The sequence below is a fragment of the Fibrobacter intestinalis genome, assembly GCF_900167415.1.
Lineage (GTDB): Bacteria > Fibrobacterota > Fibrobacteria > Fibrobacterales > Fibrobacteraceae > Hallerella > Hallerella intestinalis.
In genome coordinates this window covers 56,323-73,074 of sequence record NZ_FUWU01000009.1, presented here as the reverse complement: position 1 = coordinate 73,074, position 16,752 = coordinate 56,323, and the positions used below count along the sequence as shown (strand labels likewise).

Genomic DNA, 16,752 nt, shown 5'->3' with positions numbered 1-16,752 from the left:
TACTACCAGAAGAAAAAGGCTCACAAGCTTTTTTGCAAGAGGGCTGGCATCGAACCAATCAATGGTCACTTGAAGAGCGACCACCGCATGGGTCGCAACTTCTACAAGGGAATCTTTGGCGACATGCTCAACGCAAAGCTTGCTGCGGCGGCGTTCAACTTCAAGAGGGCCATGAGGCGCTTTTTTGTTCTGTTGGAATGGCTGTACTGTTTTTGCCTTCTGTGGAACGGAATGAACAAAAAATGCGAACGTCCTTATCTTGCGTTCGCAAAGTGACTTTTTAAGGGCTGACTATATACAATCTTCCTCCAAATACCCTCAAATAATTTTTTTTCAAAGCGTGAATTTCCTTTTCAGAAGGGGAATTTCTTTTCGCAGACTGCGAGGTGCTCGCTTTAGCAAAGGCTCCCTTCCAGGGACAATTCGTCTAAAAGAGTAAAACTCTTAAGACTCATGGGCGGCCCCTTTTCCCTTCACCCTATCCCCCGCCACGCTTTGTAGTTGGAAGTTTTGGTTTTGTGGGGTGGAATTGGATATTGCGCCATAGCGAGAAGGGGGAATTTTTTCAAACGGGGCTTTTTCTTCCGCAAGGGGGAACTCGGTTATCAGTAATCAGTTCCGACTCCCAATCGGTCCCTGAGCCCTTCGATAAACTCAGGAACCGCTGGTTGGTGCACCTCGGCAAGCTCGGTAACCGCTTGTCGAACCACGGCGGACAATTTTCACGTGAAAACGCGCTAAAACTGGCACTGGATTGAACAGTGGCTTCCCCATTCCACATGGTTCCTGATGGATCTCGCCACCCGCTACGACGAGACGCCCTCCAAATTTTTACCGCTTCCGTTAAAAACGATTCCGCAACGCCCGACGTTCTCGGTCGTCGTAAACGGCAAGACCCTGCGGATGACGCATTCCTCCAAGAGTGCATCCCTTCGGATTCTTGACATCAACGGCAAAGAGTTTTACAGCCAGCCTTCGATTTCCACAAACGAAAGCATTTCCGTCCAAAATTTCAGGCCGGGAATTTACCTGGTGGATATTCCCCGTTTCGGCATCAAAAAAATCATCGTCCGCTAATTTCACCCGGCCATTTCAAAACGCTAAATCCACAAGCCAGCCTATTCGCCAAGCGGGCTTTGTTCGCTGTCACATTCCATTTCGCTTCGTCACCATATTTTAACCGAACAAATTGAAAAAAAACACATCTTTTTTATATTTTGCGCGATTTTTATAAGGAGGATTCGATGAATCTAAAAAAAGTAACGTCCGTAGTGCTTTTAGCGGCTGCGGTTAGTATGGCGCAGAGCGGATTAAAAGGCGGAAGCGATGGGCTTCATCAGCAAAACGCTTGGACATTGGGTCAATGGGGAGTCAGTGCCGGTTTGGGAATGAGCGGAACTCTCGACAGCTGGGCAATGTCCCGCGGCGGTATTTATTCCGTAAACGGAAAAACCTACGCAATGCCCAAAAATTCCCCATCCTTTGATTTTAACTTGTATGCGGCAGTCGGCCTGCTCCCCTTCTTGGATGTCGGCCTTTCGATGCCCTACTACTACGACCATATCGACGATGGAATGGCGGGGGCGGCAGAACTCTGGGCGGCAGGTTTCGGCGATTTGGAACTGTGGACCAAAATCCGCGCGCCCTTCCTGAAAGAGAGCAATCCGTTCCAAGTGGCTTTGCTTTTGCAGATGTCCGTTCCGACCGGAGAAACCGGCTACGGTGCCAGAGTCCGTCACGTCTGGTACATGAACGACGGTGCGACGCAGGCATTCACCGCCGACCAGATCATCCTCTCGGCGAGCCTTATCGGAACCGCGGACTTGACGAAAATCGACGTTCCTCTGCGCTTCAACGCCTACGCGGGCTATGTCGCGACCATCGACTACGGCGCAAACACCCTGATTTGGGGAGCCGCCGCCAACTACATCATCAACCCCCTGTTGGATGCCTTCTTGGAATTCAACGCGGAAACCCGCATCGAAGAAACCCACATCCCCAGAATGCCCTATGATCTGGATCCGATGGTGCTGACTCCCGGTGTGCGCTTCCATCTGCCTTACCATATCGATGTTGCTCTCGGTCTGGACATCGGCCTGAAGAATTTCAACAACCCGACATTCGATACCGAAAAGGAAATGGAGCAGGGACACGGCTTCTCCATCTATCACGAAAGCGAAGACGGCATCAAATCCAAAACCTACGTCCAGAACGAAGCGCATTACGGCGTGTCTGCGTTAATCGGCTGGAGACTCGGCGGCTCCACGCCCAAGGATAGCGACGGCGACGGTATCGACGACAAAAAAGACCTTTGCCCGCACACCCCGAAGGATGCTCCTATCGACGAAAAGGGCTGCCCGCTCGACAGCGACAAGGACTCGATTCCCGACTTCCAGGACAAATGTCCGAATACGCCGCAGGGCGTGGCGGTCGATTCCATCGGTTGCCCGCTCGACAGCGACAAGGACGGCATCCCCGATTCCTTTGACAAGTGCCTGAACACCCAGGAAGGAACTTCGATTGATTCCACAGGTTGCCCGCTTGACAGCGACAAGGACGGCGTGCCTGATTCCGCCGACAAATGCCCGAACACCAAAGAAGGCATTACGGTCGATTCCACGGGATGCCCCGCCGACAGCGACAAGGACGGTGTGGCGGACTCCTTTGACAAGTGCCCGAATACCAAGGAAGGCGTCTCGGTCGATTCCATCGGTTGCCCGCTCGACAGCGACAAGGACGGCGTTCCCGATTCCTTTGACAAGTGCCCCAATTCCAAAGAAGGCATTACGGTCGATTCCACGGGATGCCCCGCCGACAGCGACAAGGACGGCGTGGCGGACTCCTTTGACAAGTGCCCGAATACCAAGGAAGGCGTTTCGGTCGATACGTTGGGATGCCCGCTCGACGGAGACAAGGACGGCGTGCCCGATTCCTTCGACAAGTGCCCCAATTCCCAGGAAGGCGAACCGGTGGATTCCACAGGATGCCCGCTCGACAGCGATCAGGACGGCGTACCCGATATTTCGGACAAATGCCCGAATACCCTGCCCGGCGTAAAAATCGACAACAAGGGATGCCCTGTAAATAAGAAGCAGGACCTCAGCAAGTTGAAACAGGGAATCCAATTCAAATCCAACTCGGCGGAACTGACAAAAGCGTCCTATGCAACTCTGGACGACATCGTTCGCCTGTTGAACCAGATTCCGCAAGCCAATCTGGAAGTACAGGGACATACGGACAACACCGGCTCCGAGGAATTGAACAACAAGCTTTCTCAGGAACGTGCGCAAACAGTCGTCAATTACTTCGTCAAGAAAGGCATTTCCAGCGACAGAGTGCGCGCCGTCGGCTTCGGCTCCAGCAAGCCGATTGCAGACAATAAAACCAAGAAAGGCCGCACCCAGAACCGCCGCGTGGAACTGGTACCTTTCCAGAAAGACTAATCGCATATCTTAAAAAGGAAAACTTTGCCGGTCCCGTATGGGACCGGTTTTTTGCGCCCTTTTGTACTTCTTTTAACCCAGCAAGTGTTCGTGCAACTTATTTCCTGCAAAAGAAATATCCAAGTCCGCGAGAAAAATTTTTATTGCGAAAGAGAAATTCACGTTTTGAAAAAGATGACTTCCCCACTAAAAAATGCCATTCCCACCCCAAAGCTTTCCTTTTTTAATAAATTTTACCCGCCTTTTCAAGGAGTTGAAATGAAGAATATTTTCAAAACAACTGCTGCCATCGCTTTTGTCTTTTCCGTGAACGCATTTGCAGCGGATATCGCCGAAAACTTTGCCTTTAAAGGAAATATCCAGACGCAGGCGGTCGCCAACAATAACGACGACGGTCTGGAATCCTTCTGGTTCCGCGCCAATCTCGGCGGAATGTACAAATCCGAAAATTTTGACGCCCAAATCATGATTCGCATGTTCGGTCCGCATTTCGGGAATAAAATCGACGGCAAGGAATACGACAAATTTCTCGCCGACCTCTATTGGGCCAATTACAAATACCGTCTCGGGGATCATGCGCTGAACCTGAAACTCGGGCATTGGAAAACCGACTGGAGCAATTCCGGCAATTTCGGTACCTATGTCGATCCGGCACTCAACCGCCGCGGCATGATGATGCGCGATTATTCGCATGACGCTTTTGAACTCGGCTGGAACTTCGGACCGTCCGCATTCAAGGCGATGCTCGCCACTTCCGACAATCAATTCAACACCGGCTATGTCCGCGTGGAAGAACGCCTGAAATTCAGCTTCCCGCTGGAAATCGCCGTCGCCTACCGCGTAAACGCCCTTGACGCCATGAACCAGCCGGCCACCCAGACACATCGTGTCTCCGGATACGTTTCTTATTCCTTCGTCAAAAATCTGCGGATCTACGGGGAAATCGCCTACATTAAAACCACCGAAGACAGCGACGTGAACGCAGAAAGCATCGCCGCGGGCAACGCCATCAAACCGGAATACGCACAAGGCTCCGAGCATCTTCCTTTTTACGTCGGCCTGGAAATTCCCACGATGGGATTCCTCGACCATCTGATGTTTGAATTGGAACACGTCGGCAACCGCGACGAACTGAATGCCGATGCGGACGATTTCGCCTGGACGGTCGGACTGGTCAAATCCTACGGACGCACAAAAGCGCAATTCAATGTTTTCAGCGAAAAAGAACTTGACGATGTCGCCGTCGCCCTGCGCTTTACAACGACCATCAAATAACGAATTTCAAAATGACAAACGGCCTGCGCAACGGACTTCCGCGAGCAGGCTTTTTTGTTTGGCATAAGACGTTTTTCGCCCTCGCGCCCTTCACCAAGAAATTTTCGCAACACCCGATAAATTTCTATTTTTAAAAACATGATAAAGATCAAAATTGCTAAACACGTTACCGACAATACAGACGCCCACGCTCTTTTCTTCGTCAAAAAAGCGATCCAATTTTCTTCTGTGCTGAGCGAAAATGGAGAAATCCAGGTTTCCCATTTTCTTTCCGAAGTCGCCAAAGGCATTTCCCAGGACTCGGACATTGCCGACATCGACGGACACAAGACCATTTTCATCGACGCCGCCAAAGACCGCGGGCTTTCTGCGCTGGATCAACTCCGGATGGCAGGCTACAGGCTGGGGAAGCGCGCAAGCCAAAAGCAATTTAAAACCGTCAAGCTTCTTCTTGCCGACGCCGACGACGAACAATTCAAAGCGATTCTCCACGGCATTTATTACAGCGATTATCATTTTTCCAAATACAAAAGCAAAACTCCGGACAATTTCTGCGTCACCTATGAAATCGAAGCGGACTCCCGGGCCAAGGATTTTGAAAAGATTGCCGCCGAAGTTGCCGTAGAACAGCATTACATCGGCCTTTGCAAAAACTGGGTGAATACGACCGGTTCCGAATTGAATCCGGACGCCTTCGCCAAAACTGCCATTCAAGAGGCTCACCGGGTTCCGGGACTCTCGATCACGATTCTCAATTCTCGAATTCTTGCCAAAAACGGATTCAACGGCCTTTTGACCGTAGGCAGCGGCAGCCGATTTGAACCCTGCATGATCAAGCTCAGCTACAATCCCAAAAACGCCGCGGACAACGTCCACTTGGCCCTTGTCGGAAAAGGAATCACCTTTGACACCGGCGGCATTTCCCTAAAAACCGCCCGCGGAATGCAGGAAATGATCAGCGACATGAGCGGAGCGGCTGCTGCCCTTGCCGCCATCTGCGCCGCAGCCGAACTCAAACTCCCCGTGAAAATGTCGGCCTATCTTTGCCTTGCCGAAAACCGCATCGGTTCGGGAGCCATGCTGCCCGGCGACATCTTTACGACCAAGAACGGCAAAACAGTCGCCATTGGCAACACGGATGCCGAAGGCCGCCTGGTTCTTTCGGATGGTCTTTGCGCCGCAGCCGAAAGCGGTGCGACCCACATTATCGATTTGGCAACCCTTACCGGAGCCATGGTTCGGGCTCTTGGCCCCAGCATCGCAGGATTTTTCGCCAACGATGACGAATTGGCGAAACAAGTCATTCAGGCAGGCAACGCCGCTTGCGAAAAGTTCTGGCAGATGCCGCTTGAAGACGAATACTTCAAAGAACTCGAAGACCATTATGCGGACCTTTCCAATGTGGGAAAAAGCGCCGGGGCAATTCTCGCCGCCCTGTTCCTGCGGGAATTTGTTCCCGAAGATGTCAAATGGGCGCACTTCGATATCGCGGGTCCCGCCTACACGACGCAAGCCTGGAAATACACTTCTTACGGAGCGACGGGATTCGGCGTGCAGACCCTGCTCGAAATGCTTCGGCAACTCGGAACCTCCCAAGAGGAGTAATTTTCTATCGCGGGCGGCACTTCTTTTGAATTGCCGAAACGTCCGGTGGATATAAAAATAGCGAAACTCCGTGTTTCGCTATTTTCTTTTATCGGAAAGTTTTTATTCGCCCAAGCACGCATTCAAGGACTGGACGATTTCCGCCTTATCCATGCGTTGCCCGATAAAGACAAGACGGATTTCACGGTCGCCGTATTTTTCATCCCACATTTTGCGGACTTCGGGTTCCTCTTCCAAGGCGCGTTCCTGTTCCCCCTTGTTCAGCGAGGCAATCCAGCGTCCCAGACAATGAACGCTCGCATCCTTTCCCGCCTGTTCAAAGAGATAAGAATAGGTGCGGTCATCGTCGAACCAGAGAATCCCCTTGGTCCGGATAATGCTGTTCGGATAATCGTCTAAAAACGCTTCCAGCTTTTCCCGGTTGAACGGACGGTGTTCCCGATAAACAAAAGTGCCGATGCCATATTCTTCGGACTCCCCTTCTTCCTCTTCTTCGGGTTCGTTCAACTGTTTGACCCACGCCGCCGAATTGGAAACCTTGGCAAAATCAAAAAGCTTCGTATCCAGAATATCCGCCATTTCCACCTTGCCAAAATTGGTTTCGATCATTTTGGCTTCGGGCTGCAAGGCGCGGACGACGGCGCGAACGTGCTTCAGATCTTCCGCGGAAATGCTGTCCACTTTGTTCAGGACAATCGTGTTGCAAAATTCAATCTGCTGCACGAGTAGGCTGGACACGTCTTCTTCGTCCATATTCTCGTCCAGAAGTTTTTCCCCGGCTCCAAATTCCGTCGCCAGTCGCAATACGTCCACCACGGAAATAATCCCGTCCAAGTGGCACGGCAGCGGTTTGCCGTCCCGACTTTTCAGCTTGGAACCCATCAGGGTAATCGTCTGCGCAATGGGAAGCGGTTCGCAAATGCCGCTCGCTTCAATCAGAATGTAATCGAACTTGCCCTGTTCCAGAATCTGCGCAATCTGTTCCAAAAGATCCGTTTTCAGGGTGCAGCAAATGCAACCATTGGAAAGCGGGACGACGGCGTCTTTCTGCTGCACGTTTCCGCCTTTTTCAATGAGCGTCTGGTCAATGTTCACTTCGCCGATGTCATTGACGATGACCGCGACCCGATAACCCTGCTGGTTGTTCAAAACATGGTTCAAAAGCGTGGTCTTTCCGGCTCCGAGATAACCGGCAAGAAGAGTGATAGGAACGGACTTCATAGAATCTCCTTGATAAACAAAATCACTTTTTAAAAGAGGGATTGCCAATGGCGAGAGGCAAATGTCCCGCCGGATCTTCGGTCTGGCAATTTTTGGCATTTTCCAAATTTTTCTGAAAGTGCGCCTGCAAATTTTCCAAATTGAAAGCGGGAACTTTCGCCTTGAGCAGATGCCTTTGAGAAAGGGAATCCGAATACGCCGAAAGCGGCACGGCATGATAATTCCCCACTTCCTGCTGCGTGACAGAACCTTCAAACAGAGCCTGCGTAATTTCGATTTTCGAAGAATCCGCCGTTTGGATTTTGCGCACGGTGAATTTCGCCACGCCGCCCAGATTTGTTTCCAGCTGCTGCTGGTTCGAAACGAAATTGCCGAGAGACCAATAAACCAGAGCGCGGTTTCCCGACTTTGTCGTATAAACGCCATAAGGCTCAATCACGTGCGGATGCGTTCCCACGACAATATCCGCCCCCGCATCAATCGCGAGTTCCGCTTGCCGCATCGCTTCGGGAGACGGCAATTCCACATACTCCGTTCCAAAATGCAGGAACGCCACGGTGACTTCCGCAAGGGAATCGGCGCGTTGAATTTGTTTCAACCAGAGATTTCCGGAATCCAGAAGGTCCACCAGATAGGGGCGATCCGCAGGCAGCTTTTGCCCGTTCAAACCATAAGTGAAATTGACAAACGCAAAACGGATTCCCTTTTTGTCCAAAACGAAAACGGAATCGCGGTCCGCTTCCGTCGCATGAATTCCCAACGCCTTGGCGGGCTTGTCCTTCCAAAAGGCGATGGTGTAATCCACCGCTTTTTCGCCCCGGTCGATTGTATGATTCGTCGCGTGCGTCACCAAATCAAACCCTGCAGCGATTTCCGCAAGCCCAACTTCTTCCGGAGAACCGAAACTCGGATACGACGCATACCCATCGCTGCGCGGGACAAATATGGTCTCCTGATTGACGACCGCAATGTCCGCAGCCGCAATATCCTTTTCCCACGGAGCGAACACATATTCAAAATGGCAAAACGCCGAATCTTCCTTGCAGGCTTTGAAAAGGGGCGTGTGAAAAAGCACGTCGCCTATCGCCAAAAAGGAAACCTCCGAAGTGTCCGCCTTGTCCGTGCGGGTTTCTTCTGGAGCGGATGCCGGAAGCTCCGGAATTTCTGCGGGCTTCGGCTGCTCGACAATCGGAACGGAAGGCGACTCTTCTGCGGGAACTTGCTGCTTTTTAGAATTGCTGCACGCCGCAAGTGTTAAAACGACCAGCCACACGGCCCATTTGAAAACGGAATGCCATTTCATAAAGTCCCCCGTCCCATTTACCCCAAAGAAGTTTCCCGGAACTGGAGATTCGGAAAATTCTTCATCGCCAGACTCAGGCGGTATTCATTCGGGAACAGGCACACAAAGCGTTCTTCCTTGTCCCGCATGCAATCGATGCCGTTTTCGTCCACGAACTTGTCCACTTCGGCGGCATCCCCGACAATCCAGCGAACCCCGTAAGAGGGAATGCGATCCAAGGAAACGTCTGCGCCGTATTCCGACATCAAGCGGAATTTCAGCACGTCAAACTGCAATTCACCGACGACGCCAATTACGGGAATCGCTGATTTAAAAGGCTGGTAAAGCTGGGTCGCGCCCTCTTCCGTCAATTCCTTGAGCCCTTTCGCAAGCTGCTTCGACTTGAGCGGATTCAAAAGGGAGACGCGCGCAAAATGTTCCGGAGCAAAATCCGGGATGCCCGAAAAATTGATTTTTTCGCCTTTCGTCAGCGTATCGCCGATATGGAAAAGCCCGGGGTCGTTAATGCCCACAATGTCTCCCGCCCAAGCGGTATCGATGACTTCCTTGTCCTTCGCCAAAAACGCCGTCGGGGCCGCCAGCCGGATTTCCCGCCCTGAACGCACGTGAAAGACCTTGTCCCCGCGCTGAAATTCCCCGGAGCAAATACGCAAAAAAGCCGTCCGGTCGCGGTGCTTCGGGTCCATGTTCGCCTGAATTTTAAAAACAAAACCGCTGAAATCCGATTCTCCGGGTTCCACCATCCGCTTGTCCGTTTCCCGCGGCATAGGCGCCGGCGCTAGACTCGCAAAAGCGTTCAACAGCTGACGGACTCCAAAATTGTTCACGGCGCTGCCAAAGAAAACCGGGCACATTTCGCCTTTCAAAAAAAGTTCATGGTCAAAGGGGTCCATTCCTCCCGTAACGATGTCGTATTCTTCCCGGAACGGCTTCACCCAGTTTTCACCGCACAATTCCACAAGCCTCGGATCGTCGGGACCCGTCATCTGGAGAATTTCCTGATGCCCCGACTTTTCATCATACACGTTGAAAGTGTTGTCCGCAATGGAATAGACGCCCTTGAAAAGCTTCCCGACGCCAATCGGAAGGGTAAAAGGAATCGCCTTGATTTTCAGCACCGATTCAATCTGATCCAGCAAGTCCAAAACGGGACGACCATCCAAATCCATCTTATTGATAAACGTAATGATGGGCGTATGGCGCATCCGGCAGACTTCCATCAGCTTGATCGTCTGCTTTTCCACACCGTTCACGCTGTCAATCAGAACCAGCGCGGAATCGACGGCGGTAAGCGCCCGATAGGTGTCTTCGCAAAAGTCCTGGTGCCCCGGCGTATCGACCAGATTGAACCAGCAATCTTCAAACGGAAAATTCAGAACCGAACTCGAAACGGAAATGCCGCGGTCCTGTTCGATTTTCATCCAGTCGCTGACCGTATAGCTGCGATTCGCCTTGGCGCGGACATGGCCCGCTTCCCGAATCACTTTCCCGAACCACAGGAATTTTTCGGTAATGGTCGTCTTGCCGGCATCCGGATGGCTGACAATGGCAAAAGTACGTCGTTTGGCAATTTCGGGATGAATAGACAAAATAGGCCTCGTATTTTTTACGAGGCCAAATATAGAAAATTACATTCGGTTAATTGGGATGCCTTTCCAAATCCAGAATCATGGACTGGAGGGTTTCTTCAATGCTCTCCCGAAAATCCCCGGACCCCAGACTACAGCTCTTTACCGGACGCTCCACGTCCGTCCCCTGAATGATGCGGACAACAGGAAAACCGCCTTCGACAGAAAAAAGAACTGAATACCCCATTTTGAGCAACTTATCGAGAAGATCGCGCATAGTATAAAACTCCTTAAAGGAAAATGTGACGTCCGTATCTCCAAAAAAAGAGAAAACCCTTGGACAAAACTATTCTTTTTTTACAGAAATGCAACTTTTTTTGGCGTTTTCGGCTATCCCCTATCGACAATCGCCGTAAAAAGCACCAGATCGTCAATTCCCGTGTTCATGATTTTATGGCGGGAACCTTTGGGGCAAATATGGCAGCAGCCCGGATAAAGGGCTTCCTCTTTGCCATCGACATAGGCGGTTCCCGTGCCCGAAATGACGTAATTGATGTCGTCACCCAGTTTCTGTTCGTGAATGCCGATGGATCCGAACGGGTGTATTCGCGTGATGACGAATTTTCCCTGTTCGCAATCGAACACCTGTGCAGACATTTCCCCGGAACCGTGGTTCATTCCCGGTCCGCGAATCGCTTCGATTTGATTAAAGTCTATGAGCATACATACCTCAAATGTTTCGCTTCTTAAATATATATCCGATTTTCAAAGCAGGAATGTTCTTTCATTTTTTAGAGTGCGAGAACGTGTGGTTAGGTGAAAGTTGGGAGTTGGAAGTTGGGAGTTGGAACTGATAACTGAGTTCTCCTTGTGAAAAAGATGATATCCCCTCTCGCGACGTAACACATTTCATTCCGCCCGCCAGCCTACAAGGCATCCCTGAAACTAGGAATCTCCGATTCCGTAGTTGAAGTATCCCTGGAAGAGACAATTCGTCTAAAGGAAGCGGAGCTTCCAAGGCTCATGGGCGTAGGCAAGCGCCTCGCGGTCTGCGAGAAGAATTCGCCTTGAGAAAGAAAACGCCTCGTTTTGAAAAAGAATTCTCTTAGAGAAAAAGAAATGCTTGCTTTGAAAAGAAGTTCACTCTTTGAAAAAAAATTATTAAGAGTATTTAGTGGAAGATTGTCCACAATTCCCTTTTTTCCTTGGGAACTTTCCCGACCGGTCTTCCGTCATCCTAGAAAAACTTGCTATCTTTGATGCCGAAATGCAAGAAAACAAATCCCTGCACAACGCTTTGCGTCAAGTTCGACTCCACGTAGGCAAAGTTCGACTTTGCGGATTTTCCGTTTCGGGGCTGGCAACGTATTTACAGCTTCCCGAACACAATTTTTGCGTGGATATGGGAGAATGCCCCATTTCGGCAATCGGCATCGACCATGTTTTTTTGACGCACGCCCACGGCGACCACAGCCGCTGCCTTATGCGGCATCACAGTCTGCGCCGGATGATGGGGGTAGAAAAGCCGTCGGTTTATTACATTCCCGAGGAACTCGTTCCCGGAGCGGAAGAGTGGATTCACGCCGAAGCTTCCTTTGAAGGCGTTCCCGAAAGCCGTTTTAAACTGCCCAAGATAATTCCCGTAAAAGCCGGAGAAAAGCAGGCCCTTGCTTACCGCAAGGATCTTTACATCGAAGCGTTCAACGTGCGCCACGCCTCGCTCGGCAAACATTTTTTGCCCGCTATGGGAATTACCCTGTACAACCACAAGAACAAACTCAAGGACGAATTTCTGGGGCTGGATTCCTCCAAGCTGATCGAACTTCGTCAAAAGGGAACGTGCATCACCCGGGAGGTTTTTGACCCGCTGATCACTTTCATGGGCGACAGTCTGGGCGAAAACCTGCTGGACCCGAACCTTCAATCCGTCTGGGATTCCGAAATCCTGGTCACGGAATGCACATTCCTCGACGACGAAGAAGAGGAAATGGCGCAAAAAAAGGGACACACCCACATTTCCGCTATCGCCGAAGCTCTTCAAAAATACGGCGACACGATGAAATGCAAGCACGTCGTACTCAATCATTTTTCGATGAAGTATTCCGCGGAACATATTCTGGAAACCCTCCAAAAGAAAATTCCCGAAGAATTTCAGGAAAAAATCATCGCATTTATTTAAGGCGAACATGAACGAAGAAATCCAAAACGCGGCAAAGCCCAAAGAAAAAAAAGAAATCGTCATTCCCGAATTTTACAGGGACTTGAATCGGGACAAGGAATACCCTTGCCTGTGGCACTTTGTTCACCGCCATCTTCCCGGAACGCGAAAGCCCGTCCAGACTCCCGACAACCAGCCGGACAAGCACCCCTTGGACTGGAAAGAGATTTTTCCGAACCACAACGGGCACATCGAAATTGAAATCGGCTCCGGCAAGGGCGGCTTTCTGGTCGAATACGGCAAAAGGCACCCGGAAATTTCCATTTTAGGAAGCGAATGGGATTTGACCTGGGCGCATTACGCCGCAAGCCGGGAAATGCGAAACGGAGTCGGCGAGAACACGGCAATGCTCCGGGGCGACGTCTTCTATTTTCTGCGGGACAGGGTACAGAGCAATTCCGTCGATGCGTTCCACATGTATTTTCCGGATCCCTGGCCCAAGGAACGTCACCACAAAAATCGTTTACTGCGTCCAGAATTTCTGACGGAAGTCGCCCGGGTCCTCAAACCGGGAAAGCGCCTTTTCTTCTGGGGCACCGACCACAAGGAATACAACGAAGTGGCTTTGGAAACCTTCGACCATTTCTGCGGCGCGACCGTCCTGGAACGCAACACCGCCACCCCGACCGAAGGGATCATGACCAATTTTGAAAAGAAATATCGGCAAGAAGGCCGACCGATATATCGTAGTATCATTGAATTTGACAAGGCCGAATAAAAGCGGAAACCATGCTGCAGCAGCTCTCTATCCATAATTTCGCACTCATCGAAGAATGCACCATCCATTTTAAAACCGGCTTTTCGGCAATCACCGGAGAAACCGGAGCGGGCAAATCCGTTCTGATGGGCGCACTCCGCACCGTCGTCGGCGGAAAAACCACCCCGGCGATGATTCGTCACGGAGCGACCAAGGCGACCGTCGAAGCGACATTCGACATTTCGAAAAACGAAGAAGCGAAACGCATCCTGGACTCCCAGGAAATCGACGGAGACGACGAACTGATCATCCAGCGGGAAGTCCTTGCCGGCGGAAAAAGCCGGACGCGCGTGAACGGGACTGTCGTCAATCACGCAACCCTCGAAGAACTCGGCGAAACCCTGGTGCAGATGCACGGGCAAAGCGACCAGCTGCTCCTGCGCGACTTGCGGACCCAGCTGCACTTGCTGGACGCCTACAGCGAATGCAAAGCGGAAAGGGAAATCTACGCCCAGAAATACGCCGAATGGACAAAGCTGAAAAACAGCCTGAAAGAAACCGAAGACAACGCGAAAATCCTCGCCGAACAAAAAGAATTCCTGACTTTTCAAAAGAACGAACTGGAAAAAGCGTCCCTGCGTCTGGGCGAAGAAGCGGAGCTGGAAGCCAAGACTTCGGCGGCGGCAAAATCCGAAGCCAAAATGCGCGCCGTGCAAAGCCTGCGAAACATGTTCGACGGCGAAAACGGGCTCATGGCGGAATTTCAGACATTCCAAGCGAAAGTGCGGCAATTCGCCTCCGTCCTTCCCGAAACCGACGAATGGGCAAAGCGTCTCGGAGACGCCTACGACTCGCTTTCTTTCATTGAAGAAGCCCTACAGGAAGTCGGCTCCGGCGAAGAAATCGATTCGGCGGCTCTCGACCGCGCCAATTCCCGCCTCGCCCTCATCCAGCGGCTCAAGCGGAAATACCGCACCGACGAAAGCGGGTTAGTCCAGCTGCTCGAAAAAAGAAAGCAGGAGCTTGAAAGCCTCGAAAATCTGGACGCCGACCTCGCCGAAATCCAAAAAAACATCCGCAAAGCGAAAGACGAATTGACACGCCTCGCCGATGAACTATCCCGCAAACGGCAAGCGGGCAAAGCGACCCTCGACGCCAAAGTCGAAGAAGTCCTGCATTCCCTCGGCATGCCCAAAGCGAAATTCGTGACCGACATTTCCGAAGAGCCCTTTTCCGCGACAGGCAAAGACCGTGTCGAATTCTGCATCGCCCCCAATGTCGGCGAAGGGCAAAAACCGCTCCGCGCAGCGGTCTCCGGCGGCGAACTCTCCCGGGTGCTGCTGGCTTTCAAATCAGTCATGGCAGAACGGGATAGCATTCCTCTCCTCGTTTTTGACGAAGTGGATTCGGGCATCAGCGGCGAAGTGGGGAACAACGTCGGGCATGCCCTGCGGGAAATCGGCAAATTCCACCAGATTCTCGCCATCACCCATTTGCAGCAGGTCGCCTGCCGAGCAAAATCCCACCTGGCCGTCGAAAAGCACGAGAACAGCGATGCGAGAACCGTTTCCACGGTCCATGTTCTGACCTATCCGCAACGCATTACCGAAATCGCGAGAATGCTCGGCGACGCCAAATCGCCCACTTCCCTCGCCCACGCCAAAGAACTTCTGGAGGAAGCCAATGCCTCTTAAAGAAAAACTGCGAACCATCCGGATGCACGGACGCATCTGGAGAATTTTCCGGGCGGCCCTTTTCATCCCCCTGATTGCCGCCATCTGGACGCAGCACAGCTACACCGCCGCCATGATAACGCTTATCGTCCTTATCATCTCGTGGCTCAGCAACTGGCAGCTGCGCACCCAGGAATTTGAAGAACCCTACTACCAGCTTTGGCTAAACGTCATTGAAGGAATCCTCTCCGTCACCGTCATGACCAGCATCCTTATCCGGAACTACTTCGTGGATAACGATTTTGAAATCCTGCTTTCGGTCGGATGCCTCTTTCTCTTCATCCGCGTCGTCGCCCACTCGCTTCTTTCGCTGAGCATCCTGCGAGAAGGGAAAAAACTTCCCGGGAAGCACGTCTGGTCAAAGCTATCGGCAACGACCATCAATATCACGATGCTCGTTTACATCCTCAACATCGACCCGTTCCAGCAGATTTGCGTCGTGGCCAGCATGCTTTTGATGGGAGCCGCCTCCGCCTCTTACCTCTACTGGTTCTACCGGGACCCCGCCCACCGCAAGCCGCTTTCCATCGCGAGCCAGCTCACGATGACCCGCATTGTCCTCACGCCTTTTTTCCTGTGGATTTTCTTTTACGACAACGACCTCAATTACACCAACAACCATCTCGTCTTTAAAGTCCTCGCCCTGGTGATGGTTCTGGGATTCATGCTCACGGATTATCTGGACGGGCACCTCGCTCGCAAATGGGGAGAAGTCTCGACTCTCGGCAAATACCTGGATCCGTTCAGCGACAAGATCTCGAACATGACCATTTTCATGTGCTTCATCGCGACCGGCTACGCTCCCGTATGGATGGTCGCCCTCATCTACTTCCGCGAAGCCAGCGTGGAAACCCTCCGCACTCTGGCCGCAGCCGAAGGCCTGGTCATGCCCGCCCGGCGCAGCGGGAAGTGGAAAACCGCCTTGCAGGGAATCGGCATCGTCGCCATTCTGGTCGGTGCGCTGGACCCCATCCAACAGCTGGAAGGATTCCAAAAGGTATGGCAGCATTTCCCGACAATCGTCATGGGCGTCATCACGGCGATTACACTGGGAAGCGGCATCGATTATTTCGTTTCTTCCAAGCACATTCTCAAAAAATACGTCTAATCCCTCCTATTTGAGGGACGACCCCTTGCCAAACCCATTTCGATTTACTATATATGGTTTCGTGCTAGAAATGGCACACACCTCGACGCGGGGTGGAGCAGTTGGTAGCTCGTTGGGCTCATAACCCAAAGGTCGCAGCGTTCAAGTCCTGCCCCCGCTACTAAAAGCCTCGGATAGAAATCCGGGGCTTTTTTTTTGTGGCTTATATATAAAATCCACCCGATTTGCTTGTAATCGCTTCTTTCCCATTCAAAGTCCAGCGGAGTGAGCAGAAGAAGTATTTGCTTTTGTTCTTACAGCGAAAAAGGATTGCTTCTACACTTCGAGTATAACTCCACTAAGGTAACAAAGTTACCAAGTGTCGTATATCCACATAGAGGATAACTCCACTAAGTCAATAAATTGACAAGTGTCGTATAACCCCGGCAGGGTTCGCAATGACGGGAAGAACGTTTGTAAAGGCGGAACAATCCGAGCTAGCGGCCCGTCATTGCGAGCGAAGCGCGGAAATCCTTTTCGTGGAGAAAGGCGAATTCGACATTCTATTCGTTCTTTCCTCGCCTGACGCTCGTTGGCTTTGC

General features: G+C 51.6%; 13 protein-coding genes, 1 tRNA gene and 1 pseudogene. 10 read left to right on the top strand and 5 right to left on the bottom strand.

From position 1 onward, the window contains the following. From B5D40_RS16455 to B5D40_RS03985, 5 genes and pseudogenes are all read left to right on the top strand, one after another. Positions 1–276: pseudogene (locus B5D40_RS16455) on the top strand (hypothetical protein); the annotation flags it as partial. Between the two features lie 513 nt (positions 277–789). Beyond that, positions 790–1,077 (top strand): T9SS type A sorting domain-containing protein, encoded by a 288-nt coding sequence (locus B5D40_RS04000; protein WP_078775863.1) that lies wholly within the window; start codon positions 790–792, stop codon positions 1,075–1,077. A 167-nt stretch (positions 1,078–1,244) separates the two neighbouring features. Beyond that, the gene (locus B5D40_RS03995; RefSeq protein WP_198951001.1) at positions 1,245–3,443 is read left to right on the top strand and encodes an OmpA family protein; all 2,199 of its coding nucleotides are present in this window, start codon (positions 1,245–1,247) and stop codon (positions 3,441–3,443) included. Between the two features lie 258 nt (positions 3,444–3,701). Next, on the top strand, positions 3,702–4,718 hold the full coding sequence (locus B5D40_RS03990; RefSeq protein ID WP_078775866.1) for a hypothetical protein: 1,017 nt from the start codon (positions 3,702–3,704) through the stop codon (positions 4,716–4,718). Between the two features lie 138 nt (positions 4,719–4,856). Next, positions 4,857–6,323 (top strand): leucyl aminopeptidase family protein, encoded by a 1,467-nt coding sequence (locus tag B5D40_RS03985; protein ID WP_078775862.1) that lies wholly within the window; start codon positions 4,857–4,859, stop codon positions 6,321–6,323. Positions 6,324–6,425: 102 nt separating this feature from the next. On the opposite strand, the gene B5D40_RS03980 is transcribed toward B5D40_RS03985, so the two are convergent. The 5 genes from B5D40_RS03980 to B5D40_RS03960 all read right to left on the bottom strand — a co-directional run bounded on the left by B5D40_RS03980 (position 6,426) and on the right by B5D40_RS03960 (position 11,138). Beyond that, positions 6,426–7,544, bottom strand: a complete 1,119-nt coding sequence (locus tag B5D40_RS03980) for a CobW family GTP-binding protein (RefSeq protein WP_078775861.1) — start codon at positions 7,542–7,544, stop codon at positions 6,426–6,428. 22 nt (positions 7,545–7,566) lie between these two features. After that, positions 7,567–8,847 carry a CapA family protein gene (locus B5D40_RS03975; RefSeq protein ID WP_078775860.1) on the bottom strand — a complete coding sequence of 427 codons (1,281 nt, stop codon included), beginning with the start codon at positions 8,845–8,847 and terminating at the stop codon, positions 7,567–7,569. Between the two features lie 17 nt (positions 8,848–8,864). Continuing rightward, positions 8,865–10,430 (bottom strand): peptide chain release factor 3, encoded by a 1,566-nt coding sequence (locus B5D40_RS03970; protein ID WP_078775865.1) that lies wholly within the window; start codon positions 10,428–10,430, stop codon positions 8,865–8,867. 55 nt (positions 10,431–10,485) lie between these two features. Continuing rightward, positions 10,486–10,692 carry a hypothetical protein gene (locus B5D40_RS03965; RefSeq protein ID WP_078775859.1) on the bottom strand — a complete coding sequence of 69 codons (207 nt, stop codon included), beginning with the start codon at positions 10,690–10,692 and terminating at the stop codon, positions 10,486–10,488. A 113-nt stretch (positions 10,693–10,805) separates the two neighbouring features. After that, positions 10,806–11,138, bottom strand: coding sequence for a cupin domain-containing protein (locus B5D40_RS03960; RefSeq protein ID WP_198951002.1), 333 nt, complete (start codon positions 11,136–11,138; stop codon positions 10,806–10,808). 544 nt (positions 11,139–11,682) lie between these two features. On the opposite strand from B5D40_RS03960, the gene B5D40_RS03955 reads away from it, so the two are divergent. From B5D40_RS03955 to B5D40_RS03935, 5 genes are all read left to right on the top strand, one after another. Further along, positions 11,683–12,594, top strand: a complete 912-nt coding sequence (locus tag B5D40_RS03955) for an MBL fold metallo-hydrolase (RefSeq protein WP_073305673.1) — start codon at positions 11,683–11,685, stop codon at positions 12,592–12,594. A 7-nt stretch (positions 12,595–12,601) separates the two neighbouring features. After that, positions 12,602–13,351, top strand: coding sequence for a tRNA (guanine(46)-N(7))-methyltransferase TrmB (trmB, locus tag B5D40_RS03950; protein WP_078775858.1), 750 nt, complete (start codon positions 12,602–12,604; stop codon positions 13,349–13,351). Between the two features lie 11 nt (positions 13,352–13,362). After that, entirely contained in the window at positions 13,363–15,024 is a 1,662-nt protein-coding gene (gene recN / locus B5D40_RS03945) for a DNA repair protein RecN (protein ID WP_078775857.1), read from the top strand. Beyond that, positions 15,014–16,171 (top strand): CDP-diacylglycerol--glycerol-3-phosphate 3-phosphatidyltransferase, encoded by a 1,158-nt coding sequence (pgsA, locus tag B5D40_RS03940; RefSeq protein WP_078775856.1) that lies wholly within the window; start codon positions 15,014–15,016, stop codon positions 16,169–16,171. Before recN ends, pgsA begins: the two co-directional genes overlap by 11 nt. An 86-nt stretch (positions 16,172–16,257) precedes the next feature. Further along, a tRNA-Met gene (locus tag B5D40_RS03935) sits at positions 16,258–16,331 on the top strand. Positions 16,332–16,752 lie beyond the last annotated feature (421 nt).